The organism is Phocaeicola plebeius DSM 17135 (assembly GCF_000187895.1).
In the GTDB taxonomy this organism is placed as follows: domain Bacteria; phylum Bacteroidota; class Bacteroidia; order Bacteroidales; family Bacteroidaceae; genus Phocaeicola; species Phocaeicola plebeius.
Map to the genome: position 1 here is coordinate 165980 of NZ_DS990127.1, position 25485 is coordinate 191464.

Sequence of the window (25485 nt, forward strand, 5' to 3'; positions counted from 1 at the left end):
TGTTTGGTTTATTTGCTGATAGCTGCCTTGATGAACGACAGGAACAGCGGATGTGGTTTCAGTACCGTACTGCTGTATTCCGGATGGAACTGTGTACCGATGAACCATTTCAGGGTCGGGATTTCCACGATTTCCACCAGGTCAGATTCCGGATTGATACCTACACATTTCATGCCCGCCTTTTCGAATTCTTCCTTGTAGTTGTTGTTGAATTCGTAGCGGTGGCGGTGACGTTCCTGGATGTGTTCACTCTGGTAAGCCTCATAAGTCTTGGAGTTCGGGTCGATAACACACTCGTAAGCTCCCAGACGCATGGTACCACCCATGTTGGTGATGGATTTCTGTTCCTCCATGATGTCGATTACATTGTGCGGAGTCTTTTCGTCCATTTCACGGCTGTTGGCATCGGCATATCCCAGTACGTTTCGTGCGAATTCGATGGCAATGCACTGCATACCCAGACAGATACCGAATGTCGGTACGTTGTGTGTACGGCAGTACTTGATAGCTACGAACTTACCTTCGATACCACGCTGTCCGAATCCCGGGCAGATGATGACACCATCCATGTCTTTCAGGTGCTCTTCAATGTTGTCGTCGGTTAGGTTCTCACTATTGATAAAGTGAATGTCGGCCTTGCGGTCATTATAAGTTGCTGCTTGTGAAAGGGCTTCCAAGATTGATTTGTAGGCATCCTGCAAATCGTATTTTCCTACCAGTCCGATTCTTACCTTCTCTGTCGCATTGTGACGACGGTTCAGGAAGTCTCTCCACGGGCCGAGGGTAGGAGTTTCGCCTACCGGAAGTCCCATCTTTTCAAGGATAGTTACATCCAGTTTCTGTTCCTGCATACGCAAAGGTACTTCGTAGATGGTCGGCATGTCCATTGACTGGATAACGGCGTTGTCGTCTACGTTACAGAACAAAGCAACTTTCTTTCTCAGTCCCATGCTGAGCTCGTGTTCTGTACGAAGCACCAGAATATCCGGCTGGATACCTACAGACTGCAGTTCTTTAACAGAGTGCTGTGTCGGTTTGGTTTTCAATTCACCGGCAGCAGCCAAATAAGGTACATAAGTCAAGTGTACGCACAAAGCGTTCTTCCCTAATTCCCATTTCAGCTGGCGGATGCTTTCCAGATAAGGAAGTGATTCGATATCGCCCACAGTTCCTCCGATTTCAGTAATGACGAAATCGAATTTGTATTTGTTGCCCAGCAATTTGACATTGCGTTTAATTTCGTCAGTGATGTGAGGGATAATCTGGATAGTCTTGCCAAGATAGTCTCCACGACGTTCCTTGTCGATTACACTCTTGTAGATACGTCCGGTAGTGATGTTGTTGGCTTTGGTAGTTTGGATGCCTAAGAAGCGTTCGTAGTGTCCTAAGTCAAGGTCGGCTTCATGTCCGTCTACGGTTACGTAGCATTCTCCGTGTTCATAGGGATTCAGGGTTCCCGGGTCGATGTTGATATACGGGTCGAACTTCTGGATGGTTACGCTGTAGCCTCTGGCCTGCAGCAACTTACCGATAGATGATGAGATGATTCCTTTTCCTAATGAAGAGGCTACACCACCTGTTACGAAAATATACTTTGTTTCTGCCACAATATGAATATTTAAAAATTAAATTCAACAGTTTAATGTAGTCTACTTTCTTTTCTCTTAAAAAAGTAACTACAGGAAAGCGGGAAACGATATTTTTCCCACATGGAAGAACTACTTCTTCAAGTTTGCAAAATTATAAAAAAAAGCTGAACCCACAAAAGTAAGAAGAGTAAAACCGTGTTTAACTTCAAATATCCTTAAGTTTTCCGGTAGATGTACAAGTAAAATTTTAAACAATGGAGGACAGAAAATAGTTTATTGTGTAATTAGTAGGTACGAAAGCAAACTTCTTTGGGAAATAAATCGTACTTTTGCACAAGATTTTAAGAATGACGAATAATGAAAAAGACGGGTCTTTTTGTGGTATTATTAACAATGTGCGGTGGGTTGGCTGCACAAAATATTGAGGTTTCTTCGGATTCTGTAAAAAATGAGGTAGATTCTTTGAGTGTGACCGCTTCTATGGATAGTTTGCGGACGCCCTTAGAAAAAAAAGTAGTTCCGGTAGTGAAAAAGAAGGTGGAATTACCTCCTTTGGAAGTACGAAATTTCTGGCGGATGTTGCAGAATTTCCGTCAGGATTATAATGCCCAGCTGGAGCGCTGGGACGATATTTACTTGTTGATTACAGGTATTCGTCCTAATCCGGATTATTATAAATTGTCGATGCCGGCCACTTATTATGAGGCACCGATTGAGCAGGCTTTCAGTATTTCTGATTGGAAGCCTCAGATACCTTTTATAAAAGAGAATGTACTGGAAAAACAGTTGCCTCAGGTAGCCGATTTGCGCCATTCTGTTCAGGTAGATAAGGCTGTAAACCGACAGTTGCTTTCTTTTTACTTGTCTTATCCGAACTTGGTGAAACAAAATGAGGAAAATTTAAAAGGGTTAAAACCAATATATGGTGAAGTGATTGTGGATCAGCCGCGAACAGAGAATTTGCTCGATATGATGCAGAATGATGAACTTCCTAATCGGGTGACGGAAAAAGACTTGCTGGTTATCAAACCTAATTTCTGGACCTTTGGTGGAAACGGTTATCTGCAGTTCTCGCAGAACTATATTTCCAAGAACTGGTATAAGGGTGGTGAAAGTACAAAATCATTACTCTCCGGATTTACCTGGCAGGCTAACTATGATGACAGACAACGTGTTCAGTTTGAAAATAAGATTGAGTGGAAATTAGGCTTTATTACAGCTCCTTCAGATACAGTGCATAGTTACAAAGCTAATAATGACCTCCTTCGTTTGAGCTCTAAACTGGGTTATAAGGCATTCAGTACATGGTACTATACATTGTCGGCAGAATTCAAGACACAGTTCTTCTCAAACTATGAGACTAACTCTGACAACTTGGTTTCTGCTTTCTTCTCGCCGGCTGAACTGAACGTCGGTCTCGGTATGGACTACAAGTTCGTGAAGGATGGAGTTTGCAACTTGTCTGTGCTGGTGAACCCGATAAACTACACCTTGTATAGTGTGGCCAGTGACAGGGTAGACCCGACGAAGTTTAACATTGAAGCAGGTTATAAACGAGAAAGTGTATGGGGTTCTCGTTTGGAATCCACATTGAAATGGAAAATGTTTTCAATTTTGATGTGGGAGTCTCGTCTTTCTTATACTACCAACTATGAGAAAGTGTTGGGTGAATGGGAAAATACGTTCACTTTCACAATTAATAAATATCTTTCGACGAAATTGTTTGTCCATGGCCGATTTGACGATGGGGTGACTCGTGAAGAAGATAAAAGCTATTTTCAGTTACAGGAACTGCTTAGTTTTGGTTTAAGTTATACTTGGTAAAATATTTGCTATGGACGTTTTTTTTCAGATGCCTTCGTTTGTAACGATACTGGATTTTGTGGGGACTTTCGCTTTTGCCATTAGTGGTATACGGCTTGCCTCTGCCAAGCGGTTTGACTGGTTTGGTGCCTATGTGGTTGGATTGGCTACTGCTATTGGGGGAGGAACGATTCGTGACTTGTTGCTGGATGTAACTCCAGCCTGGATGACAGACCCGATGTACCTGATTTGTACGGCCTTTGCCATGTTTTTTGTTATTTTGTTTGGAAAATATGTCATTCGACTGAACAATACGTTCTTTATTTTTGACACCATTGGTTTGGCGCTGTTTACAATCGTCGGATTCAGTAAGGCGTATACATTAGGGTATCCGTTCTGGATTGCTATTATTATGGGAAGTATTACCGGTGCAGCAGGAGGGGTGTTGCGTGATATATTTATTAACGAAATTCCGCTGATATTCCGTAAAGAGATTTATGCTATGGCCTGTGTGATTGGCGGACTGGTTTACTGGATTTGTCTGATGCTGGATATGGAATCTGTGCTTGCACAGATTATTGGAGGAATCACAGTGTTTGTAGCCCGTATTCTGGCAGTCAAATATAAAATTACTCTTCCGATTTTGAAAGGAGATCCGGAGCCCTGACTCCGGTTCCTTTATTTCTTGGACTTTTCCGGAAAAGTAGGAACGCATTTCATCAGATACATAATTTTCCGCTGGCGTTTGTACATGTAAGGACTTGGTTTCCCGGAATTATATTTTCTTGGATTCGGGAGACTGGCTGCAATAAGCGCACATTGTTTGCGGGTAAGTTGAGAGGCCGTGGTGTGAAAGTGAGCTTTCGCCACAGCTTCTGCTCCATATATACCATCTCCCATTTCGATGGAGTTCAGATAAACTTCCATGATTCTTTCTTTATCCCACATCAGTTCTATCAATACCGTGAAATACACTTCGAAGCCTTTTCTGATCCAGGAAGAAGAGGGCCATAAAAATACGTTCTTGGCTGTCTGCTGACTGATGGTACTTGCGCCTCTGGCTTTTTTGCGCTTTTTGTTTTCTTCAATAGCCTTGCTGATTTCTTTAAAGTCGAATCCGTTGTGGCTGGCAAAGCGGTTGTCTTCAGAGGCTATGACTGCCATCGGAAGATGACGTGATATTTTTTCTTTTGGTACCCATTTGTGCTTCATGACCAGTTCCTCGCCTTTTACCAGTTGTTCAACACTTCTTATCACCATCAGGGGAGTGATATAGACTGGGATAAATCTTAACGCAATGACGGAAAGGATGGTTGATGCAAAGAAAAAGATAATCAGATTACGTAGGTATCTTAGAATTCGTTTGCTGTTCATTAGTGCCGAGTGTTGGGATGAAAATTATGCCGAGTCTGAAAGACCCGGCATAATGAATGTTTGTTACTATGAAATTTGTAATTTATTGTAAAGTTCCAGCTTCAGCTTGCTGAATCATTTGCTGGCTGGCATACATATATACTTCTACTCGGCGGTTTTCCTGACGTCCGGCAGCAGTAGAGTTGTCTGCTACGGGATTTTCTTCACCCATACCTGTTACAGACTTAATCTGGCTGGAAGAAGCACCACAAGCCAGCAGATAGCTTGATACACTTTGGGCGCGTTCTTGTGAAAGGTCCAGATTCTTCTGACGGCTTTGTTCTGCTGTACTGTTTTTCCAGCCGGTATTATCAGTATACCCGTAGATGGCTACGTCCATATCTTTGTTCTGGTTCAGCACGTTATTGGCAAATTTACTTAGTGCAGATTTCGCAGAAGAACTCAACGTAGCACTGCTGGTATTAAACAGGATACCAGAGTCGAAAGTTACTTTTACAGCCTGCAAGCCGTTGTTGTCGGTTACCTGTTCTACTTGGGCACCTTCAATCTGTTCTGCCTGTGCAGCAGCTTTATCCATTTTTTTACCAATCAATACGCCAGCACCTGTACCCACAGCTGCACCTACCGCAGCTCCGATGGCAGCTCCTTTTCCGTGGCCAACGACACCTCCGATTATTGCTCCTAAAGCAGCACCACTTCCACCGCCAATCATTCCGCCTTTGGCTGTATTTGTCATTCCGCATCCGCTAAATACCAAGCATGCGCTCAGTAAAATAGCCATTGAATTCATTTTTTTCATTTTGTTTCGTTTTTAATCGTTTAGTTAATATGCAAATATAGGATAGTTTTTCATCGTTTCATTTACCCGATGGCGTACAGAAGCAATTACCTCTTCATTATCTACATTTGACAGCACAGTTTCAATCATTTCTGCAATTTCATACATTAATTCTTCTTTGGCTCCACGGGTAGTAATAGCTGGAGTTCCCAGACGGATACCCGATGTCTGGAATGCAGAACGTGTGTCAAACGGTACCATATTTTTGTTTACTGTGATGTCTGCTGCTACCAGTGCTTTTTCAGCCACTTTTCCTGTCAGATCCGGATATTTGGTGCGCAGGTCTACCAGCATGGAATGATTATCAGTTCCTCCTGATACAATGGTGAATCCACGGTCCATTAGGGCCTGAGCCAATACACGTGCGTTCTTCTGTACCTGAATTTGGTATTCTTTATATTCTGGCTGCATACATTCGTAGAATGCTACAGCTTTAGCTGCAATGACATGTTCCAGCGGACCACCTTGAATGCCCGGGAATACAGCTGAATCCAGTAGCTGTGACATCATCTTGATTTCACCCTTCGGAGTTTTCTTTCCCCATGGGTTAGGGAAGTCTTTTCCCATTAAGATGATACCTCCGCGCGGGCCACGTAATGTCTTGTGAGTGGTAGATGTTACAATGTGTGCGTATTTTACCGGATTGTCAAGCAAACCTGCAGCAATCAGTCCGGCCGGATGTGCCATGTCAATCATCAGGATGGCACCTACCTTGTCGGCAATTTCACGCATACGTTTGTAATCCCATTCACGTGAATAAGCTGATCCTCCACCCACAATCAATTTTGGGTGTTCTCTCAAAGCTATTTCTTCCATCTGGTCATAATCTACGCGACCTGTTTCCTTGTTCAGGTTATATTCGCATGGAGTGTATAGAATACCTGAAGTATTCACGGCAGAACCATGAGACAGATGTCCGCCGTGTGCCAGATTCAAGCCCATGAACTTGTCGCCCGGATTCAATACTGCCAGAAATACTGCAGCATTAGCCTGTGCACCTGAGTGAGGCTGTACGTTTGCCCATTCAGCACCGAAAATCTGTTTGATACGGTCGATGGCCAGCTGTTCACTCTGGTCTACTACTTCACATCCTCCGTAATATCTTTTCCCTGGATATCCTTCTGCGTATTTGTTGGTCAGGCAAGAGCCCATGGCTTGCATAACTTGTTCACTTACGAAATTCTCTGAGGCAATCAGTTCAATACCTTTCAATTGTCTCTGGTGTTCTTTCTCAATGATGCTAAAAATAGAATCGTCTCGTTTCATGATATAGTTGTTTTAAAGTGAAAATTCCTGTTAGAAAATAACTCCAACTGAGAAGCTTAGGATATTTTTCCGTTGCTCCAGCTTAATCTTTCCTTCATTATATGGAGCTTCGGTCTGATTCGTGTCATAAGTGATGGAGCGAATGGTATTATGAAGTCCCACTTCGTATCGGAAATCAAAGAAAATATTGGATACATTTACAGCCAGTCCTACTACTCCGCTGTACTGGAATGGATACTGCTCTTCCTTTATGCCTTGCTGATGAAATCCTGAGAATTCGGTAGAGCTGTGTTTCTTCCATATCCATGTTACCTTGGGACCGACGAAGAAAGCCATTCCGTACGGATGTACGTCTATAAACTTATATCCGTAAAGAATGGGAAGGTCAAGCGTGGTCATTCTTCTTTTAATCAAGGCGTTTTCTTTTAGGATTTCCGAGTTGGCCAATGTGCTGGGGATAGAGACACTTCCTTGTGTGATGTTGCAGGAGAACTCTGGCTGGATGAAATGATGCTTTTTCATGTTGAACCGACAGAACACTGCAGCAAAATACCCTACTTTATAGTTATTTTGGGCGAGCTCCAGTTCTTTGCCGTTAATTGAAATCTCATCCGTAAAGAACATGGAAGAGTTGAAGCCTGCTTTTACTCCTATATTGAAACGGGGCTGTTTCAGCGTAACCATAGGCGTGGTTACGGCTTGTGCCTGCAATTTGCAAACTGCCAGCACACCGCTTCCAATGAGGGTAAATAGGGCTTCTTTTATCATAATTCAGTTATTTCTTTTTCTCTACAGACCATCCGAACTTGCCTACTTTTTCTCCCAGTTCATAGTATCCTCCATGGGCATAGACCAGTAAGTTTGACTGTGCCAGTTCGAATTTCCCGGTTTCTGAATTCAAGTATTTGTCATCTGCCTTCACATTGACTACATCAGCAATAAACATGTGGTGCGAGCCTAATGCCACGATTTCCTTTACCCGACATTCAATGCAGAGAGGAGATTCTTCAATGATAGGAGCCTGTACCATAGAGGCCTTTCCCGGTGTCAGTTTCATTTCCTGAAACTTGTTGTAGTCTTTTCCTGAACGAACTCCGCACCAGTCTGTGGCAAAAGCCATGTCTTTGGTGGTCAGGTTAATGACAAATTCCATATTCTTTTTCAGAATAGGATAGGAGTGGCGTTCCGGTCTGACAGAAATATAACACATAGGTGGGTTGGTACAAATTGTACCTACCCACGCTACGGTAATAATGTTATATTCTTCTTCGCAACTGCCGCATGTAACCAGAGCAGCCGGAAGAGGATAAATCATAGTTCCTGGTTTCCAGTCCTGCTTCATGGTTTACAGAAGTTTGATGTTGTCCTTCTGCTGTTCTTTTTCGCAGTAGTGGCATTTCAGGAGACCTTTCTCCTTGTCGATGACATGGAACCAGGTCAGCATCGGCTCGTTGTTGCTGATACATTTCGGGTTGTTGCATTTCACGATACCTTTCAGTTCGTCGGGCATTTCTACCTCTTTCTTTTCTACGACTTCATAGTCGCGGATAATGTTTAGTTTGATTTTGGAAGCTACCACAGATAAGCGGCTGATTTCTTCTTCCGTAAAAAAGCGGTCAGCAATCTTGATGATTCCCTTTTTGCCCAGTTTCTTGCTTTCAAAATTGTTGCCTATTGTGATGTTGGCATCTTCATCTTGCAGGCCGAGTAAAGATACAACAGTAAACAATTTATTGGATGGTATATGGTCAATGACTGTTCCGTTTTTCAGCGCAGCCACCTGTAATTCTTTCTTTTCACTCATAGTTACTTGAATTGAATAGTTTTCCGGATTATTTTTCAGTATCAGCTTTTACCTCATCGAGCGTAATTCCCAGTACGTCGCAAAGGATAGCCTGACGGGCATAAAGACCGTTTTTGGCCTGTTGGAAATAGTAAGCCTTCGGATTGTCGTCCACGTCGTAAGTAATCTCGTTCACACGAGGAAGCGGGTGGAGGATTTTCAGATTCGGACGTGTATGTTCCAGCATCTTGTTGTTCAGGATATATACATCCTTTACTCTTTCATACTCCATGAGGTCGGTGAAACGCTCCCGTTGTACACGGGTCATATACAGAATGTCGGCATCTGCAATAGTTTCTTCCGTGAAATCAGTGTGTTCTACGTATTTGATGTGATGTTCCTGGCAATACAGCTTGTATTCGTCCGGCATTTTCAGTTCGTCCGGAGCTATGAAATGGAAAGTAGGATTGAAGTGTCGCATAGCCATCAGCAGCGAGTGAACCGTTCTTCCGTATTTCAAGTCACCTACCAGATAAATATTCAGATTTTCCAGTGTGCCTTGAGTTTTATAGATGGAGTATAAATCCAGCATTGTTTGTGAAGGATGCTGGTTTGCACCATCTCCGGCATTTACGATAGGCACCGGAGCCACTTCACTGGCATAACGTGCAGCTCCTTCCAGATAGTGTCTCATTACGATGATGTCTGCATAATTGCTCACCATCATGATGGTATCCTTCAGGGTTTCACCTTTGGAGGAACTGGTCACTTTCGGGTCGGTAAATCCGATGACCCTTGCTCCCAGGCGGTTGGCTGCCGTTTCAAAACTCAGACGAGTGCGGGTAGATGGTTCAAAGAACAGAGTGGCAACTACCTTTTCTGCCAGCAAACGGCGGTTAGGTTTCTTTTCGAATTCTCTTGCCATTTCCAGAAGATACATGATTTTCTCTTTGGAATGTTCGGCGATAGTAACTAAACTTCTATTTTCCATGTTAGCTGTTTTTGATTACTTTTATAATACCGGAGTTCAAAGGTAGGTAAAAAAAATAGAAATCCCACCGTTTTTGGGATATTTCGGACTACGTTTTCTCATTTAAGAGGATATTGCGGAAAATAAGTCTTTGTTACAAAGATTTTTCGTAATTCTGGAAGATTTTTATAACCACTTTATTAGCAAGCAGTTCTGAGGATAAGGTAAAAATGAGGTAATGATTTGGCAACCCTGTCTATTTCTACGTTCTGCTGTGAGTTGCTGTCAATGTCTCTCGTCTTGGTACAAAAGTAGCAATAAAAATCGGATACACATCAAAATGTCCCATGATTTTTATCACAGGACGTTTTTTATCTTCGCTGAATAATCCGGTTTAACCGTTACTTCTATTTTCGGCAAGTTGCGGGCTATGATTGCTGAAATTTATACTTTAATCCATACTCTTCCAACTTGCTATACAGCGTTGTACGTCCGATTCCGAGCAATTCGGCGGCAACCTTGCGGTTTCCGTTTGCCTGCTTCAACGCGCGTAAGATGCGTTCCTTGTCCTCCGCATCGTTTCGCAAGGCGAAGCTGACAGGTGAGGTCGGTTTCGTTACGGCAAGTTCCAGATGCTCTTTCATGACAACTCCCGTCTGTGCCTGCAACACCGCGCCCATTATCTTCTGCCGAAGCTCACGGACATTACCCGGCCACGGATGGGTCAGCAATGTCTTACGGGCTTCCGCATCGAACCCAGTCACGCTACATTCCAATTCATTGTTGGCAATCTCACGGAAGAACTCCGCCAACGGCATGATGTCCTCCTGACAGTCACGCAAGGGCGGAACAGTTATCTCGAAGTCGTGCAAACGGTACAGCAAATCCTGTCGGAAACGTTTTTCAATGACCGCTTTCTCCAGATCCTCGTTGGTGGCGGCGATGATGCGGACATTGAAGCTCTTGTCCGTCTTGTCACCTATAGGGCGGTATCTCCGTTCCTGTATGGCACGGAGTAACATCTGCTGGGTTTCCAATGCGAGATTGCCTACCTCATCCAAGAACAATGTGCCACCCTCTGCCTCATTGAAGTATCCTTTCTTTGTGCTGTCCGCACCCGTAAACGCGCCTTTGACATGTCCGAAGAATGCCGAGGGCGCAAGGTCTTTGGAGAGTGAACCGCAGTCCACAGGCACAAACGGTTTCCCTGCCCTTTTGCTCTTATCATGCAGATGGTGGGCGATATGCTCCTTGCCCGTGCCGTTCTCTCCGAATATCAGCACGCTCATATCAGTAGGGGCAACTAATCTTATCTGTTGCATGATTTTCTGAAAGGCGGAACTGTCACGGGCAAAAACGGGCATACGATTTCGTCCGATACTCCGTTCTTTCAGGATGGTATGAAGCAGAGGCATAAGTTTATCCTCCACAAGCTGCTTGGGGATATAGTCCAGCGAGCCGAGTTTCATACTTTCGACTGCCGTATGCACTTCGGCATAGTTGGTCATGATGATTAACGGTTGTGTCATGCCTTCCTTGCGCATCCATCGTAATAGGTCGATGCCGTCACCGTCGGGTAGTCGTAGGTCAGAAACCACGATGTCCCCGTCTGAGGCTTGTTGCAGAAGTTTCTTCGCGGTCGAGAGGTGGTAAGCCTGCACGGTACGGAATCCTTCCCGTGCCAGCAGGTTGCAGACAAACTCGCAATACACGATATTGTCCTCCACCACGATGATTCTTGTTTTATCCATTTTCGTATTTTTCCTTTCTTCTTTTGCCTGCCGGATAATTTCAGCACCTTTATCCAGCACAGCCGGTCACCGCTTTGCATATCGCTTCGTCATCTGGAGTGGCACTTCCATGAAGTTGGGCGTAAAGTTCCCTCAATGGCTGGTCGGCACGGAGAATCTGCCATGAACTTCGCAGATGGTGTGTAAGTGTGTCCAGTTCTTGGAGGTCTTTACGCTGTTCTGCATCCTTGACCGCCTGCATTTCCTTTTCGGTTTCCGCTATCAGTTTGTCCAGCATGACGGATTCATTGCCATAAGATAGCAGAGTGGAAAAATCCGGCTTTTCATCCAATATGCTGCTTAATGCGCATTTATCCGTAATCTCCATCAGTTCGGATATGGAGAACGGCTTGAACAGGCATCCGGCAAATCCACGCCCTATAAGTTCCTCCTTGCTGCAACTGCCCGAAGCGGTTGTCACGACTATGGGAATACTCTTCGAGTTGCCTACATTGGATGAGCGCAACAGTTCCAGCAGTTCAAAACCGCTTATCTCAGGCATATTCAGATCCGTCAGAAGCAGGCTGTATTCCTTTTTTCGTATCAGCTCCATCAGTACCGAAACATTGGTACAGGTATCGCAGTGCATCCCTTCATGGGCATACATTTCTTTCAACATAAGGAGAAGTACCTCGTCATTGTCGATGGCAATCACATCATGGCAGATATGATTATGGCGCATTTGCGCTTGAATTGTCTGTTCCGGCAGTTCCTCGGCTGTCTGCATGGGAATTTCCACCGTGAAGCGGCTCCCTTTGCCTTTCTCGCTTTCCAAGCGTATAGTTCCACCGAGCATCGCCACAATACGCTGCACGATGGACAATCCTAATCCGAAGCCGTCTTTTGCGGCGGCATTTGAAAGACGTTCAAATGCACCGAATACTCGTTGTTGCTCATCTTCGGTCATGCCCGTACCGGTATCTTCAACGATAAGTTTCAGCAAACCGTTATCATAATCCGCTGCCAATGATACACTACCGTTATCCGTGAACTTGATGGCGTTTGACAACAAGTTGTTGCCGATTTGCAGGATACGTTCCTTGTCGGTCAAAACCACCGCATCGGTGTGGCTCTCCACTATCAAAGTCAGACCCTTGTTCATGGCAATGGGCATGAACTCCGTTTCAAGAATATGCGTGATTGCGGAAATCCTGCAAGGGGAAAGGTTGGGTTGCTCCTTGCCGTTGTCCAGACGGAAGAAATCCAGCAGCGTGTTGAGCATCTCCCGCATACGCTCGGAAGATTGCCGGATATTATCCACATACATGGTGCTTTTATCCGCGCTACAACTTTTCTGCATCAGTCCGGCATAGCCTCATTTTGTCAATCGTATTTTTTCGTGGTAGAAGTAGTTTACGATGACAGGTTTGCCTTTTTCCGAGCGTCCGTATGGCAGATCGTTTATACGATACGGGAAGCCCTGCTCCTTGGCGTAATTTGAAATGTCCTGCTCCAATGCCTGCCAGTATTCAAGCCTTTTTTTATTGTAAATTTCCTCGTAAAGCGGTATGAGGTCAGGATACTTCTCACGGATATACGTCATTATCCCGCCTTTGAACTGCCCGCGTAAATTCAGGTTTTCAAGCCAGATTAAATCAGCATAATCTTTTACCTCCTCTATTATTGCCTTCACGTCTGTTATTCTGGGGAATATGGGCGAGACGAAGCATACGGTGCGGATACCTGCCTCGTATGTCTGACGCATCGCTTTCAGACGGCGTTCAATGCTTACGGCGTTGTCCATATCTGCGCAGAACTGCTCGTCGAGCGTATTGACAGACCATGACACAGTCACTTTGGGAAAACTCTTCAACAGGTCGAGATCGCGAAGGACAAGATCGGACTTTGTGCATATCATAATCTCGGCATCGCTTCCTCGCAGCTCTTCGAGCAGCCTTCGGGTACGGTGGAATTCTTCTTCATACGGATTGTAACCGTCCGTCACAGACCCTATTACAACACGTTCACCGTCGTATTTATGAGGATTCGTTATCGGCTTCCAGTTTTTTACATCTAAAAACGTACCCCACGGCTCGGTGTGCCCGGTGAACCGTTTCATGAACGATGCGTAGCAATACCTGCAGGCGTGGGGACACCCTACATAAGGGTTGACCGAATATCCTCCCACCGGCAGAGAGGATTTGGTCATTACACTCTTTACATCTATTTCCTTTATTGTATCCATATTCATTGTATTCGTCTGGTAAATTGTTCCGGCAATTCCTGAATCATTCTTTCGTCGCCCATAATCGGCAGCAAATCCTCTTTCATGAACACCGGTATGCCATGAGCCTTTGCCTGTTCTGCAATGCTAAGCACCCATTCGGGGCGCGAATATGACTTTCCTTTTCGGTTTCCGGTCTCTGTGCCTATGACAATCCAGTCAATTCCCTCGAAATCAATCTCGCCGATATCATCGAAGAGAGGTTCAAACGTGACATGGTAGTGTCGTGCTTTGATATTCTTTTTCAAATCATCAATCCTCCTTTTCTCGGAACTGCGCGTGACGGTCACGCCCATCCATACGTTCTCGTCGTCAGAGGAGAAACTGATTTTGTCAGGGCGCTTCGTCAGAAAGATATAGGCGTGCTGGGGATTGCTGCTGATCCGCTCGAAAATTTCTGCGTTCCATTCAGGCTTCCAATCGGAGAAATCGCTCATTCCTGTCATGAGCCACACATGAGGACGGGACGTATCGATGATGCGCAGTTTTCGTTCCATGTATTCAGGCACGGAAAAGTCGTCGGTAATGTGGAAACGGCGGCAGTTGTTACGGGCATAGCAGTAAGGGCATCCTATAGTGCACCCTACCACTATGTTCATGTTTTTTATCAGGGATTTAATGCAGACACTCATAACACAACTGTTTCTCCGTCCTCCGGGATAATCAGCCGGCTCATGTCGGCTTCGTGATGCGTTGCCTCATTGCGCAGAATTGCACGGGTGGTCTGGCAATGGTCGATGGCATCCATGTGTACGGCTATCAGCTTGATATGCGAAGGCAATTCGTCAAGTATCTGCATCACTTCGTTCTCGTCGGGGATGATAGGACCGTCCGTTTTGGAAAATTCGGGAAAGATTGCACCTCCGGAGTTTACCACGATATAGTCAGGATTGAACCGTTCCACGGTGTCTCGGATACATGCTTCCCATCGGCAGTCACCCATTATATAAACGGTCGGGAAGCCCTCGGCTTTTAGCACATAACCTGATACAGGTCCCATCATCTGCCCGATCTGCCCGAAACCATGATGTCCGGTCGTGCGGTAAATGGATATGCCGTCTATTGTTTTTATTTCTTCGATGGGTATCACATTTGTAAATCCGTCGTTTCTGATGGCGTCCGCGTCCTGGGGCTGAACGTAGAAAGGAATTTCTTTGGGCAAATGTGTGGGGACACTCGGCTCGTAATGGTCGATGTGATTGTGGGTCAGGAGCACCATGTCCACGCCTCCGATAATATCCTGAATAGGAATGGTGAGGTGTACCCTCGGTGTTTTATTCACACCGAGGGCCGATATCAAAGTGCCTTTGTCGGCTAAAACGGGGTCAATTAGCATGGTGTGTCCCGCATACCTGATTTTCAAGGTGGCATTGCGCACCAATTGTACTGTGGATGTCTTTTTCATGACTATATGTCTTGTTATTGATTACGGGTGCAAAGTTCGGAAGAATCCGGCGAAACATCTATGCCTGAAAAAACGGTAATTATGCCATTTTGATAAATGAAATTATTATCTTTGCAAAAACGACAAGGATATGGACGAGATAATCAACCCTGATCGACTGGTCAGCGTACCGTTCAACAAGACACGCTGCGGCGTGGATTTTTACATCAATACTGCCATAAACAAGGACATCGGACTTGTGCTGACAGAAAACAAGCGGTTTAAGACAGACTTCTTCAGCTTCTACTTTTTCCGTAAGGCAAACGGATATTTGCTACTGAACTTCCGCAAGATTGAACTGCGCGACGGCATGGTTCTCCTGCTTTCACCCCATCAGCAACAAGAGTGGCATGTAGATGAGACGGCGTTGGATTACACGTTCCTTATATTCCGCGAAGATTTCATGCGTACTTTTATCGCCGACAAGTTCTTCGTTTTTCGCCTTTTGTATTGTTACCAGACAGATACGCCGCCTTACATCAATGCCACACATGACGAAATGAAGGAATATATGCGGCTGCTCGGAAAGATTAAGTATGAGCTGATGAATCCAGTGTCCGATACGTACAATATCATTGTTTCCTTACTATATTATCTTTTGCTGATTATCAATCGTACATACGCTGCCGCCTATTGCTTGCCCGCTGAAATTGCTAAAAACAATTTCGCTTTTCGGTTCAAGGACTTGTTGGAACAGAATATCCGCACCCACCAGCGGGTGCAGGAATATGCAGACATGCTTCATGTCAGTCGCATCACACTCAATAACTCAGTAAAAGCCCAATTCGGAGTATCAGCTACCCATTTGATAAAACAACGTCTGCTTGAGGAACTGAAGAACGAATTGCTATTCTCCAACCGCACTGTCAGTGAAATGGCGGATGATTTCAATTTCTCTGATCCGAGCCATCTCATGCGCTTCTTCAAACAGCAAACAGGCAAAACATTTACTCAGTACATGACGGATTACAATAAAGGCATATACGAATAACTTCTTAATATAGTCGATAGCGGCTATCGAAATATGGTTGTTGATGTTCAGGCGTTTTTGTACTGCATGAACCATTTTACGATTTCTGGATCTTCGTGCGAGCCGAGTAAGAAAGGCTTGTCGGTATCCAGCGTCTTTATCCGTGCCATGTCGTCGGCCGACAGGGTGAAGTCTAATATGTCGAGATTCTGCTTCATGCGTTCCGGTTTCACAGACTTAGGAATAATTATGCACACTGATATTTATCGCGCCCGGACAGGTGTTCGGTGCGGAAGATGACGGCATGCAGTTCCAACCAGATGGCTACCTGCTTATGTTCCATCCCGACCTGCTGCGGAATACACCTCTCGGGCGGATAATGCGTGAATATTCGTTCTTTTCCTACGAGACAAACGAGGCATTGCACCTTAGTGTGGAAGAACGGCAAATCATCATGGATTGCTTCCACAAGATTCAATATGAATTGAACCATCCGATACACCGTCACAGCAAGAACCTCATCACAGACAGCATCAAGACGTTCCTTGATTACTGCACACGTTTCTATGACCGCCAGTTCATCACACGCGACAACCAAAACCGAGACATCCTCGCAAGATTTGAGCGGTTGCTTGACGAATACTTCCATGATGGGGCTGCTAAACGGATAGGCTTGCCCACTGTACAGTATTGTGCAGACAAGCTCTGCCTCTCGCCCAACTATTTCAGTGATTTATTGAAAAAAGAAACAGGTTCAACCGCCCTGCATTTCATTCATGACAAGTCTATTGAAATAGCCAAGACGGAACTTGCATCTACAGACGACACCGTTAATGAAATCGCCTATAATCTCGGTTTTCAGTACCCGCAACATTTTACCCGACTGTTCAAGAAAGAGGTAGGTTACACTCCGAATGAATATAGAGCGCAAGTGTCGTGAGAATTGGATTAGTACAGAATATTAGAACCCAACACCTCTCTTGCGCTTAACTTTCTTCCTTCTGCGAAGTATATCCACCATTTCCTGATTGGCTTCCGCATCAGCAGCGTTATAAGATGAGCCACTGCTTTTTAGCAATCCCCAAGAGCCGTTGAACAACTCGCTTTGTGCCGTGCCGGACGGTGCGCTTGGTGTAGCCGTTTCATATATTCCGGCTGTTATTCCCATACGTTCCCTGCATCTGTTGTGCTGCAAAGCCGCGTCAATCTTGGAATAACTGAAACGCCTGTCCACTTTGGAGCCGTTGAAATGGTAGCCATTCATGGAGAATACAACACCCTGCACCTCGCTGGTCTGCCCCTTATGCTTGAAATGTACTTCCACTCCCTGCCGTTTCAGGTTGGCGATAAGCACGTTCCAGTTGCCGCATCTGCCGACTTCCATTTTGATGATGTCGTAAAGCGCATATTTCGTCCTGTCTGGCTCTTTCAGGCGGTTGCGTTTGACATTGTCCTTTCCGCCAGCCATATGCAAGCCGTATTTCAAGGTCAATTCCTTGCAGATGCGGGTACTGCGCAGACGCTCGTGCCTGTCCGATATGGTATTGCCGTTGTTGTCTATGCGGTTGAAAGCAATATGCACGTGCGGATGCTCCTTGTCGAAATGCTGGGCGATGAAGAACTGCGTATTCTTGATTCCCATCCGTTCCATATATTCAAGCGCGATGCCTGCCATGATACGGTTCGTCAGCCGTAACTCATCCTCTTTGGAAAAACTCAACGCGATATGTCCGACAGGTTTTGTCACCTTATCGTTCATCCGTGACTGGGCATTGAAACTCATGGCGATAGTTTCCAGATTTTCCATAAACAAGCCTTCGCTTGCTACTATCTGCGTATCCTTCTTCTTGTCGATGATGTAATCCACCACACCCTTGAAGTCGCTTCCTTTTACGATTTTCGCCATCATATCCCTATCTTGGTTATAAGTTCATGAATCCTTGCCACTGCCACCTTGCAGTCCCACCGTTCATCGTGGAAGCCTCCGGCGTTTGCCTTACGCGCAAGCTGGTTGAGATTGTTAGCCATGCCGCAGAGTTGGCGGATGTATCCGGCATGTTCCTCCGACAGCCGTTCTTTCACATGACCGTTACGGAAACATTCCCTCATGTACTCGCTTGGTGATACGCCCGCCTCATGCGATCGTGTCAGCAGGCGGAAGTAGTCGGCTGCCGTCATTTTCACTGCGATACGGTATTTCAGTTTCTCGGTTGCTTCCTTCTTGGGGCGACCTCCCTTGTTGCGTTCCTTGTGTTCCTTTGTCTGTTCCATATTTTATTCCTTTTAATTCGGTTACTGATTCAACTGTATAGACCGACGGGATGCCACCTCCTGCAATTTGGATGGTGGGTGGCAAGCGGTTTCGGTACACCCGAAACACAAACTTGCTACCTCCCAATCCTTAAGGAATGAGTTTCGGGCATCTCCCGTTTTTCTCATTCGGGATGTCATAATCCCAACCCTTTCTTCTTGGGTTTTACGATAGTTCTTGGCGGTGGACTAACGGCTAATTTCTGCCGGATTCCACGCAGGTAATCGTTCAGGTCTTTATGCCCTTTGTAGTTGTCGGAGAAGTCGCGGATGCGTCCGGCGAACTTCCTTTCCAATTCCCGATACGCCTTTCTTCCCGCCTCGTCATTGTCGAGCATGCAGTGGATACGTCCATACCCGTGCAGCACATCTATAGCTTTGGAAACATTGGCGGTCGAATTGAGGATGACGTAATCCTGCCTGTCAAGGTCGGGCAAGTTCGAGCAGTTCCTCTTCCGCAACGTGAGGAATGAAAGATAGTCCATCATGCCCTCGAATACAAGGCATTTCTCTCTCGCTTCTCCCTGTTGCCGAATATGGCTGATGTCTTTGGGTGCGACACAGCCTTTGAAAAAACGGTTACGCACTTCAAATCCTCCCGCCACATTCGGAAAACCGATGGCGAAATAGGGCTTGCCGTTATGGGTGAAGTGGAGCTCTTTACATTGCGCCTTTGCCAAAGCGATGTTTATGCCCCGTTCCTGCAAGTATCGGAGCAATGCCGGATGGGTGAGTTCGCCCACCTCCAAATGTTGGAAACTCGGTTCGGATGCCTGCTGGCGAAAAGAGAAAGATATGGGACGGATGTGTGGTGCCTGTTCCGCTATCTTGCCAAGCAGATAAGGCACATGGTCGGATGCGTACAGTACCCCTGCAAGTGCGATGATGTTACCACCTCTTCCCAGTCCATAATCGAACCACAGGTTGCGGTCGGTGTTCACCTTGAACGAGGCTTCCGTTTCCTGACGGAACGGGGATTTATACCACAGGCAGTTTCCCTGTTGCTTTACGGGCGAATAACCCAAACTTTGCAGATAGTCCGCAATTTTGATTTGTTTTGCTTCTTGGATGTTCATGATATAATTTCTATGGATTTGATGATGACTGTAAAAACGTTGATTTGATGAATGAGATATGTATTGTCCTATACGTTAATGCTTTATATTCTCAACATCTTCTCAACAAACCACTCACAAATAGAGAATCCAACAAACTGATGCTGTTTCCCTCTCAACTTTTCTTTTCGATTGTTGAGAATTTGTTGAGAGTGTATGCTGTTTATTATCAGTATGGTTATATCATTATTCATCAATTCAACAAAAAAAGAATAGTATTACAGGGATTCAAGTTGTTCCCTTGTGACGGTGTAGAAACGACCGACTCTTTTTATCGGCTCATATCGGCACTCCCGATTGTAATTGAATTGGTAAGTGGTATATGTAAGCCCGTTAGAGGCAGGAGTAAGTTTCCAACATTCCTGCAATACCTTTCTGACTTGGTGCTTCTCCACCTTTACCTGCGAATGTACCAGCAAAAGAAGAATGTCGTTGTGGCAGAACGAGAATGTGTCCGTGCCGACACTTTCCATAATGTCAAGGATAAGTTCGCACATCTCTATCTCCAATCGGTTGCGGTTGCTGCGGATAATCTTCTGCAAGGCTTCGGTATGCAGCAAAGAGGGCGCAAACCACATACGGCTTTCCTTTTCGGTGGAAAGTTGTCTGTATTGCAGGTAATACAGAAAGGCAGGTATCTCAGCTTTCAGCTTTTGCAGGAAGTCTGTGTCATCGGATTGCAGACGGTCTATCTTGCGCACCCAATAGCGTGTTTCACCTGCATCAATGATAACAGGCAGATACTCGTTGTTGGAGCATAGCACGAACTTGGCAAAGAACGCTATCTCGTCACGGTCTTTGCCTTTGGCTTCCACCTTGTAGGAAAGTGTGGTGCTGAGGTTCTTCAACCGCTCGCTGTCCTCCCTGCGGTTGAGCAATACCTCGTCCACCACGATGAGCAGTTTTCCTGCCCAGTCGGAATTGAACTGGCTGCGGAAGTCCTCGTTGGTATTGAAAGTGACATTGTTTTGAAACACAGCTTTCAGGAAGTTCAGGAATGTACTCTTGCCCGTGTTGCGTTCTTCTGATACCAACAGCAGGATAGGCAGTTTCTGCACGGGTTGCAGGTAGAGCAATTGAAGATAGTCCATGCCCAATTCATACTGTTCACCGAAGATATGGCGCACCAATGACCGGATACAGGGAAACTCGCCTTGTTGCGGACGGTGTCCTATCGGCTCGTAGAGGTTCAGGAACTTGTCCACCACGGGACGGTAGTCCACATGGTCGGGGACGGTGCAGAAGCCGTCGTACTTCGGCACGGTGGCGAGATAGTCCTTGCCGTAGTCCTGCCGCAGTGTTTCGTTGTTCCACACGATGCGCTTCTTCACATAGCCTCCGTTCAGACGGGGCTGGTTCACTAACTTGTAGAGGGTAGTACCCACACGGATAAACTCCTCATTTTCAAAGTTGCCTTGTTTCATTAGCACTTCATTTTTTTGTTTAATCAGTGCAAAACTCGGCAATTAGCGCAGAACGGATTAACAACTCACGCATACCTCACGTAAGATTTTCTTGGATTTGGCTTTATGACATACAACAAAAGCCCGAAGAAATGCCATTCTAATGGATTTTTCTTCGGGTTTGTCGTAATCGTACGTATGAATGGCAATACACCTATTCACATACTCGTATAAATACATTGTTGGCAATGGGAATACGCATAGGTCTCACTACTTCATGTCGTCATATCATTAGAACTTATGCCTGATAATTAGACATATCCCAACCATTTATACCCAGCGAAAAGAAGATATTTGTTTTCTCTTTTCGCAAGTACAGCCTTTTAAATATGGCATTGCGCACCTGTTCCGCACCGAAGCTGTCAATGCGGAAAGCAAGTGCGACTATCATCGGAAAGCTGAACACATCGGCATGATACCCGTTCTCCTGCCGAACATACTTCTGTACCTCGTATTCTTTTAATGCTCCACTGTTATAGATGTTTCTGATGGCAGAACGAAGTGTCGGAGCAATTACTCCGAACAGTTCCACCAATTCCGGCTCGCTCATCCAAATGTTTGAGACATTCTCCGGCATGATGATATTGCCGGATTCATTCACTGTTATGCTGTTTCTTCTCATACTCATGACATCGTTATTCCGTTAAACGTCTTACTCAGTTTGTCGCCGAACATGGTCAGGTCGTTGTCGAGCTTCTGCGTGGTTATCTTTGCGTAGAGTTGGGTCGTGACTATATTCGTATGTCCCAACACACGGCTTACGCTTTCAATGGGCATCCCCTTGCTCAAAGCTAATGTTGCGAAGCCATGACGACTGCAATGAAATGATATTGACTTGGTTATGCCACATTCCCTTATCATCCGTTTCAACGGTTTGCAGATAGACCAATAGTTCAAGCCGGGGAATATACGATTGTCTTTCTGCATCGGTCGGTAGCGTTCGACTATCTGCAAGGGTATATCCAGCAGCTTCACTTGGAAGGCGACTTTTGTCTTGTGGCGTTTGGACAATATCCACTTCTCGCCGTTCACCTCCACGATGTTGTCATTCGTCAGTTCCTGAATGTCCACGAATGACAAGGCGGTGAAACTGGCAAAGATGAAAATGTCACGGATGTATGCGAGCTTGCTGTCTGCAAACTCATGTGTCATGACCGCTTTCAGTTCATCCTCCGTCAGATATTCCCGTTCTTTCACATTGGGGCTGATATGAAACTGGATGAAAGGATTGCGCGGTATCAACCCGTTATAATGCGCTTTCATGACCACGCCTTTCAGCCACATACAGTTTGCCCATATCGAACCGTTCCGCAATCCGGCTTCAGTCGAGAGGTATGCGGCGAACTCCTTGATGAAATCGGGAGTAAGTTCCAACATGGACATATCGCTGCGTCTGTAAAACGACTTGATAAAGGCGGCTACATGGTTTCTTGCCCGTACACGTGCCCGATAGGTAGCCATTACCCTGTCTTTGCCTACCCGTTTCTTGAACACTTCGTTCTCACGGTCGAATGCTTTTAGCAGCGTCTCATACTCGCTGCCGATTCCCTGATAGGCGTTGCGCACCATCTCAGCCGTAACAAATGCCTCGCGGTCTGAAATGCGCTGGTAATGTTTGATGATTTGCGCCTTGATGTTGTCAAGGGCAAGGTTGATGTCTCGTGCCTCGCGGCTCTTGCCTTTCGCCTTGTTTCCTTTCACGTCCCAAAGCGTTTTCGGGATGTTCTGCTTACAACTGAACTGCGCCACAGTCCCGTTGATTGTCACTCGTCCCATGATGGGGACAATACCGTTTTTCTCCTTGCTGCCGTTCACGTAGAACAGAACCTTGAATGTGCTTCTTGCCATACTCGTTTTTTGTTTGCAAAGTTATTACTCAACGAGTTAGACCTTGATATGCCAACCTGTGCCACAAGCTGCCAAATACAACACGGTGTGTTAAAAATCACCATTCGGCGGGTAATGATTTGGAGACCGTTCTTCTTCATAAATCCGCTTTCCTTTACGTTACCTCGATTTTTCGCCTGTCCTCATTTGTCTTCGCAAACGCCTTATTGACAGGCATTACGAAGACATTTGTCCCTTTTTATTCGTCTTTTCCAGAGATTTTCCGTAAATTTGCGGCTTAAAAGTCTAATTAATGAATATAATAAAAGTATGAGAAAGATATTTATATATGCAATGTGGGGTTTTGTGTTCATCTGCATTGCCGCAGTTGCCATCGTTTTTACGGCTATTGCAAAAGGTAAAATAGGGTATGTTCCCCCGGTAGAAGAACTGGAAAATCCGAATCTGAAGTTTGCCACACAGGTCATTTCTGAAGACGGCAAGTTGTTAGGCACCTGGTCGCTTAGTAAGGAAAACCGCGTGTATGTAGGTTATGAGGACCTTTCTCCTCATCTGGTACATGCTTTGGTGGCTACTGAGGACGTACGTTTTGAAGACCATTCTGGTATCGATGCCCGTGCTTTCATGCGCGCGGTTATCAAGCGTGGAATCTTTATGCAGAAACATGCCGGCGGTGGTAGTACCATTACCCAGCAGCTGGCCAAGCAGTTCTATTCACCCACAGCTGATAACGTAATGGAGCGTTTGTTGCAGAAACCGATTGAGTGGGTAATTGCTGTAAAGTTGGAACGTTATTACACAAAGGAAGAAATCCTTACCATGTATCTTAATAAGTTCGATTTCTTGAATAATGCTGTAGGTATTAAAACTGCAGCCAAGACTTATTTTGCCAAAGATCCCAAAAATCTGAAAATAGAAGAAGCCGCTACCTTGATTGGTATGTGTAAGAATCCTTCTCTCTATAATCCCCGTCGTTTTAATGAACGTTCCCGTGGCCGCCGTAATACGGTTCTTGACCAGATGCGTAAGGCAGGCTTCCTTACTCAGGAAGAATGTGACTCCTTGCAGGCTCTTCCTTTGGTGTTGAAATTTCAGCCTGTCGATCATAAAGACGGACTGGCTACCTATTTCCGTGAATACCTGCGTGGCGTAATGACTGCCCGTAAACCGGACCGGAGCGATTACCGTGGCTGGCAGATGCAGAAGTATTATGAAGACTCTCTGGCTTGGGAAACTAACCCGTTGTACGGTTGGTGTGCAAAGAATAAAAAGAAAGATGGTACCAATTATAATCTTTATGTAGATGGTTTGAAAATCTATACTACTATCAATTCCCGAATGCAGCAATATGCCGAAGAAGCCGTTTATGAGCATGTAGCCAAGTATCTGCAACCTCGCTTCTTCAAGGAAAAAAGAGGACGTAAGACCGCTCCATACACCAATGAACTTACTCCAGAGGAAGTAGAACAGATTTTGAACCGTTCTATTCGCCAGAGCGACCGTTATCGTACCATGAAGGCTGACGGATGTTCGGAAGCTGAAATCATGAAAGCCTTTAATACTAAATACGAGATGTCTGTATTCTCATGGGAAGGAGAAAAAGATACAATCATGACTCCGCTTGATTCTATCAAATATTATAAACACTTCCTGCGAGCTGGTTTTATGTCTATGGATCCGATTACGGGACATGTGAAAGCATACGTAGGAGGACCTAATTATAACTATTTCCAATATGATATGGCTATGGTAGGCCGTCGTCAGGTAGGTTCAACCATTAAACCTTATTTATATGCGCTTGCCATGGAAAACGGATTTTCGCCTTGTGACGAGGTTCGTAATGTGGAGCAGACTCTTTTTGATGAAAACGGAAAGGCTTGGTCACCTCGTAATAGTTCTAAGTCACATTATGGAGAAATCGTGACATTGAAGTGGGGATTGGCCAATTCTAATAACTGGATTTCAGCCTACCTTATGAGCAAGCTTAGTCCGTACGACTTGGTTCGCCTGATACATTCATTCGGTGTATTGAACAAAGATATCCAGCCTACAGTCTCTCTTTGTCTTGGACCTTGTGAGATTTCGGTAGGAGAGATGGTCAGTGCTTATACGGCCTTTGTCAATAAAGGCATTCGCACTGCTCCGCTTTTTGTCACTCGCATTGAAGATAATGATGGTAACGTCGTAGCCAACTTCACTCCACAAGTAAATGAAGTTATTAGTGAATCAACTTCTTACAAGATGCTCGTCATGCTGCGTGCCGTAATCAATGAAGGTACCGGTGGTCGTGTTCGTCGTTTGTATGGTATTAAGGCCGACATGGGAGGTAAGACAGGAACAACGAACCGTAACTCTGATGGATGGTTCATGGGCTTTACTCCGTCATTGGTATCTGGTTGCTGGGTTGGAGGTGAAGAACGAGACATTCATTTTGATACAATGCGTGACGGGCAAGGAGCTTCTATGGCACTGCCTATCTGGGGGCTCTATATGCAGAAAGTTTATGCTGACAAAACGTTAGGATACTCTCCAGATGAGACATTCGATATACCGGGGGATTTCGATCCTTGCAAAGACAGATTGACAGAAATAGAAGAAGAAAATAATACACGTCTTGATGATGTGTTCTTCCAATAAAACAACGGCGGGAAATTGTATATAGCAATTTCCCGCCGTTGTTTTATCTTGTTGTTCTTTT

24 protein-coding genes and 1 pseudogene are annotated in these 25485 nt (G+C 45.3%); 5 read left to right on the forward strand and 20 right to left on the reverse strand.

What is annotated here, in order from left to right:
- Window positions 1–8: 8 nt before the first annotated feature.
- Window positions 9–1607, reverse strand: coding sequence for a CTP synthase (locus BACPLE_RS07645; protein WP_007560500.1), 1599 nt, complete (start codon window positions 1605–1607; stop codon window positions 9–11).
- A 339-nt stretch (window positions 1608–1946) separates the two neighbouring features.
- Between BACPLE_RS07645 and BACPLE_RS07650 the strand changes: the two genes are divergently transcribed.
- Both BACPLE_RS07650 and BACPLE_RS07655 read left to right on the forward strand, forming a co-directional pair.
- Entirely contained in the window at window positions 1947–3413 is a 1467-nt protein-coding gene (locus tag BACPLE_RS07650) for a DUF3078 domain-containing protein (protein ID WP_007560502.1), read from the forward strand.
- Between the two features lie 28 nt (window positions 3414–3441).
- Window positions 3442–4059 carry a trimeric intracellular cation channel family protein gene (locus tag BACPLE_RS07655; protein WP_040312672.1) on the forward strand — a complete coding sequence of 206 codons (618 nt, stop codon included), beginning with the start codon at window positions 3442–3444 and terminating at the stop codon, window positions 4057–4059.
- Window positions 4060–4070: 11 nt separating this feature from the next.
- Here BACPLE_RS07655 and mtgA read toward each other — a convergent pair whose 3' ends face one another.
- The 12 genes and pseudogenes from mtgA to BACPLE_RS07715 all read right to left on the reverse strand — a co-directional run bounded on the left by mtgA (window position 4071) and on the right by BACPLE_RS07715 (window position 15042).
- The gene (gene mtgA / locus BACPLE_RS07660) at window positions 4071–4766 is read right to left on the reverse strand and encodes a monofunctional biosynthetic peptidoglycan transglycosylase (protein WP_007560507.1); all 696 of its coding nucleotides are present in this window, start codon (window positions 4764–4766) and stop codon (window positions 4071–4073) included.
- A gap of 82 nt (window positions 4767–4848) precedes the next feature.
- Complete coding sequence (locus BACPLE_RS07665) at window positions 4849–5565, reverse strand: OmpA family protein (RefSeq protein ID WP_007560509.1); 717 nt, start codon at window positions 5563–5565, stop codon at window positions 4849–4851.
- Between the two features lie 24 nt (window positions 5566–5589).
- On the reverse strand, window positions 5590–6870 hold the full coding sequence (gene glyA / locus BACPLE_RS07670) for a serine hydroxymethyltransferase (RefSeq protein ID WP_007560511.1): 1281 nt from the start codon (window positions 6868–6870) through the stop codon (window positions 5590–5592).
- A 30-nt stretch (window positions 6871–6900) separates the two neighbouring features.
- Complete coding sequence (locus BACPLE_RS07675; RefSeq protein ID WP_007560513.1) at window positions 6901–7638, reverse strand: porin family protein; 738 nt, start codon at window positions 7636–7638, stop codon at window positions 6901–6903.
- 7 nt (window positions 7639–7645) lie between these two features.
- Window positions 7646–8212 carry a flavin reductase family protein gene (locus BACPLE_RS07680; RefSeq protein WP_007560515.1) on the reverse strand — a complete coding sequence of 189 codons (567 nt, stop codon included), beginning with the start codon at window positions 8210–8212 and terminating at the stop codon, window positions 7646–7648.
- Window positions 8213–8215: 3 nt separating this feature from the next.
- On the reverse strand, window positions 8216–8674 hold the full coding sequence (gene pyrI / locus BACPLE_RS07685; protein WP_007560517.1) for an aspartate carbamoyltransferase regulatory subunit: 459 nt from the start codon (window positions 8672–8674) through the stop codon (window positions 8216–8218).
- 28 nt (window positions 8675–8702) lie between these two features.
- Complete coding sequence (gene pyrB / locus BACPLE_RS07690; protein WP_007560519.1) at window positions 8703–9644, reverse strand: aspartate carbamoyltransferase; 942 nt, start codon at window positions 9642–9644, stop codon at window positions 8703–8705.
- Window positions 9645–10051: 407 nt separating this feature from the next.
- The gene (locus tag BACPLE_RS07695; protein ID WP_005775887.1) at window positions 10052–11374 is read right to left on the reverse strand and encodes a sigma-54-dependent transcriptional regulator; all 1323 of its coding nucleotides are present in this window, start codon (window positions 11372–11374) and stop codon (window positions 10052–10054) included.
- Window positions 11367–12728, reverse strand: a pseudogene (locus tag BACPLE_RS07700) (sensor histidine kinase); the annotation flags it as partial. The pseudogene BACPLE_RS07700 and the gene BACPLE_RS07695, both read right to left, overlap by 8 nt.
- The gene (locus tag BACPLE_RS07705; RefSeq protein ID WP_004329298.1) at window positions 12729–13604 is read right to left on the reverse strand and encodes a radical SAM mobile pair protein B; all 876 of its coding nucleotides are present in this window, start codon (window positions 13602–13604) and stop codon (window positions 12729–12731) included.
- Window positions 13601–14269, reverse strand: coding sequence for a radical SAM mobile pair protein A (locus tag BACPLE_RS07710; protein WP_004329299.1), 669 nt, complete (start codon window positions 14267–14269; stop codon window positions 13601–13603). Before BACPLE_RS07710 ends, BACPLE_RS07705 begins: the two co-directional genes overlap by 4 nt.
- Window positions 14266–15042, reverse strand: a complete 777-nt coding sequence (locus tag BACPLE_RS07715; RefSeq protein ID WP_004329300.1) for an MBL fold metallo-hydrolase — start codon at window positions 15040–15042, stop codon at window positions 14266–14268. The genes BACPLE_RS07710 and BACPLE_RS07715 overlap by 4 nt, the downstream gene beginning before the upstream one ends.
- Window positions 15043–15172: 130 nt before the next feature.
- Here BACPLE_RS07715 and BACPLE_RS07720 point away from each other — a divergent pair, with 130 nt between their 5' ends.
- Window positions 15173–16072 (forward strand): helix-turn-helix domain-containing protein, encoded by a 900-nt coding sequence (locus BACPLE_RS07720; protein ID WP_004329302.1) that lies wholly within the window; start codon window positions 15173–15175, stop codon window positions 16070–16072.
- A gap of 47 nt (window positions 16073–16119) precedes the next feature.
- On the opposite strand, the gene BACPLE_RS19430 is transcribed toward BACPLE_RS07720, so the two are convergent.
- Window positions 16120–16269: a hypothetical protein gene (locus tag BACPLE_RS19430; protein WP_004329303.1), complete on the reverse strand. Its 150-nt coding sequence runs from the start codon at window positions 16267–16269 to the stop codon at window positions 16120–16122.
- Between the two features lie 62 nt (window positions 16270–16331).
- Between BACPLE_RS19430 and BACPLE_RS07725 the strand changes: the two genes are divergently transcribed.
- On the forward strand, window positions 16332–16991 hold the full coding sequence (locus BACPLE_RS07725) for a helix-turn-helix domain-containing protein (protein WP_004329304.1): 660 nt from the start codon (window positions 16332–16334) through the stop codon (window positions 16989–16991).
- Window positions 16992–17012: 21 nt separating this feature from the next.
- On the opposite strand, the gene BACPLE_RS07730 is transcribed toward BACPLE_RS07725, so the two are convergent.
- The 6 genes from BACPLE_RS07730 to BACPLE_RS07755 form a co-directional block, all read right to left on the reverse strand.
- Window positions 17013–17960: a relaxase/mobilization nuclease domain-containing protein gene (locus BACPLE_RS07730; protein WP_007560543.1), complete on the reverse strand. Its 948-nt coding sequence runs from the start codon at window positions 17958–17960 to the stop codon at window positions 17013–17015.
- Window positions 17957–18322 carry a MobC family plasmid mobilization relaxosome protein gene (locus BACPLE_RS07735; protein ID WP_004329306.1) on the reverse strand — a complete coding sequence of 122 codons (366 nt, stop codon included), beginning with the start codon at window positions 18320–18322 and terminating at the stop codon, window positions 17957–17959. The genes BACPLE_RS07730 and BACPLE_RS07735 overlap by 4 nt, the downstream gene beginning before the upstream one ends.
- A 176-nt stretch (window positions 18323–18498) precedes the next feature.
- The gene (locus BACPLE_RS07740) at window positions 18499–19437 is read right to left on the reverse strand and encodes a toprim domain-containing protein (RefSeq protein WP_005775883.1); all 939 of its coding nucleotides are present in this window, start codon (window positions 19435–19437) and stop codon (window positions 18499–18501) included.
- A 257-nt stretch (window positions 19438–19694) separates the two neighbouring features.
- Window positions 19695–20900: a primase-helicase family protein gene (locus BACPLE_RS07745; protein WP_004328112.1), complete on the reverse strand. Its 1206-nt coding sequence runs from the start codon at window positions 20898–20900 to the stop codon at window positions 19695–19697.
- 277 nt (window positions 20901–21177) lie between these two features.
- Window positions 21178–21567: a hypothetical protein gene (locus tag BACPLE_RS07750; protein ID WP_004328110.1), complete on the reverse strand. Its 390-nt coding sequence runs from the start codon at window positions 21565–21567 to the stop codon at window positions 21178–21180.
- Entirely contained in the window at window positions 21564–22787 is a 1224-nt protein-coding gene (locus tag BACPLE_RS07755) for a site-specific integrase (protein WP_005775881.1), read from the reverse strand. Before BACPLE_RS07755 ends, BACPLE_RS07750 begins: the two co-directional genes overlap by 4 nt.
- Before the next feature lie 309 nt (window positions 22788–23096).
- Between BACPLE_RS07755 and BACPLE_RS07760 the strand changes: the two genes are divergently transcribed.
- On the forward strand, window positions 23097–25424 hold the full coding sequence (locus tag BACPLE_RS07760) for a transglycosylase domain-containing protein (protein ID WP_007560546.1): 2328 nt from the start codon (window positions 23097–23099) through the stop codon (window positions 25422–25424).
- Window positions 25425–25485 lie beyond the last annotated feature (61 nt).

Coding starts and splice junctions, on each gene's coding strand:
- BACPLE_RS07750 (WP_004328110.1), bottom strand. CDS start 21,567: ATGAGTATGAGAAGAAACAGCATAACAGTGAATGAATCCGGCAATATC.
- BACPLE_RS07715 (WP_004329300.1), bottom strand. CDS start 15,042: ATGAAAAAGACATCCACAGTACAATTGGTGCGCAATGCCACCTTGAAA.
- BACPLE_RS07705 (WP_004329298.1), bottom strand. CDS start 13,604: ATGAATATGGATACAATAAAGGAAATAGATGTAAAGAGTGTAATGACC.
- pyrI (WP_007560517.1), bottom strand. CDS start 8,674: ATGAGTGAAAAGAAAGAATTACAGGTGGCTGCGCTGAAAAACGGAACA.
- glyA (WP_007560511.1), bottom strand. CDS start 6,870: ATGAAACGAGACGATTCTATTTTTAGCATCATTGAGAAAGAACACCAG.
- BACPLE_RS07745 (WP_004328112.1), bottom strand. CDS start 20,900: ATGAAACAAGGCAACTTTGAAAATGAGGAGTTTATCCGTGTGGGTACT.
- mtgA (WP_007560507.1), bottom strand. CDS start 4,766: ATGAACAGCAAACGAATTCTAAGATACCTACGTAATCTGATTATCTTT.
- BACPLE_RS07710 (WP_004329299.1), bottom strand. CDS start 14,269: ATGAGTGTCTGCATTAAATCCCTGATAAAAAACATGAACATAGTGGTA.
- BACPLE_RS07735 (WP_004329306.1), bottom strand. CDS start 18,322: ATGGAACAGACAAAGGAACACAAGGAACGCAACAAGGGAGGTCGCCCC.
- BACPLE_RS07740 (WP_005775883.1), bottom strand. CDS start 19,437: ATGAACATCCAAGAAGCAAAACAAATCAAAATTGCGGACTATCTGCAA.
- BACPLE_RS07730 (WP_007560543.1), bottom strand. CDS start 17,960: ATGATGGCGAAAATCGTAAAAGGAAGCGACTTCAAGGGTGTGGTGGAT.
- BACPLE_RS07650 (WP_007560502.1), top strand. CDS start 1,947: ATGAAAAAGACGGGTCTTTTTGTGGTATTATTAACAATGTGCGGTGGG.
- BACPLE_RS07755 (WP_005775881.1), bottom strand. CDS start 22,787: ATGGCAAGAAGCACATTCAAGGTTCTGTTCTACGTGAACGGCAGCAAG.
- BACPLE_RS07655 (WP_040312672.1), top strand. CDS start 3,442: ATGCCTTCGTTTGTAACGATACTGGATTTTGTGGGGACTTTCGCTTTT.
- BACPLE_RS07680 (WP_007560515.1), bottom strand. CDS start 8,212: ATGAAGCAGGACTGGAAACCAGGAACTATGATTTATCCTCTTCCGGCT.
- BACPLE_RS07720 (WP_004329302.1), top strand. CDS start 15,173: ATGGACGAGATAATCAACCCTGATCGACTGGTCAGCGTACCGTTCAAC.
- pyrB (WP_007560519.1), bottom strand. CDS start 9,644: ATGGAAAATAGAAGTTTAGTTACTATCGCCGAACATTCCAAAGAGAAA.
- BACPLE_RS07760 (WP_007560546.1), top strand. CDS start 23,097: ATGAGAAAGATATTTATATATGCAATGTGGGGTTTTGTGTTCATCTGC.
- BACPLE_RS19430 (WP_004329303.1), bottom strand. CDS start 16,269: ATGAAGCAGAATCTCGACATATTAGACTTCACCCTGTCGGCCGACGAC.
- BACPLE_RS07675 (WP_007560513.1), bottom strand. CDS start 7,638: ATGATAAAAGAAGCCCTATTTACCCTCATTGGAAGCGGTGTGCTGGCA.
- BACPLE_RS07695 (WP_005775887.1), bottom strand. CDS start 11,374: ATGGATAAAACAAGAATCATCGTGGTGGAGGACAATATCGTGTATTGC.
- BACPLE_RS07665 (WP_007560509.1), bottom strand. CDS start 5,565: ATGAAAAAAATGAATTCAATGGCTATTTTACTGAGCGCATGCTTGGTA.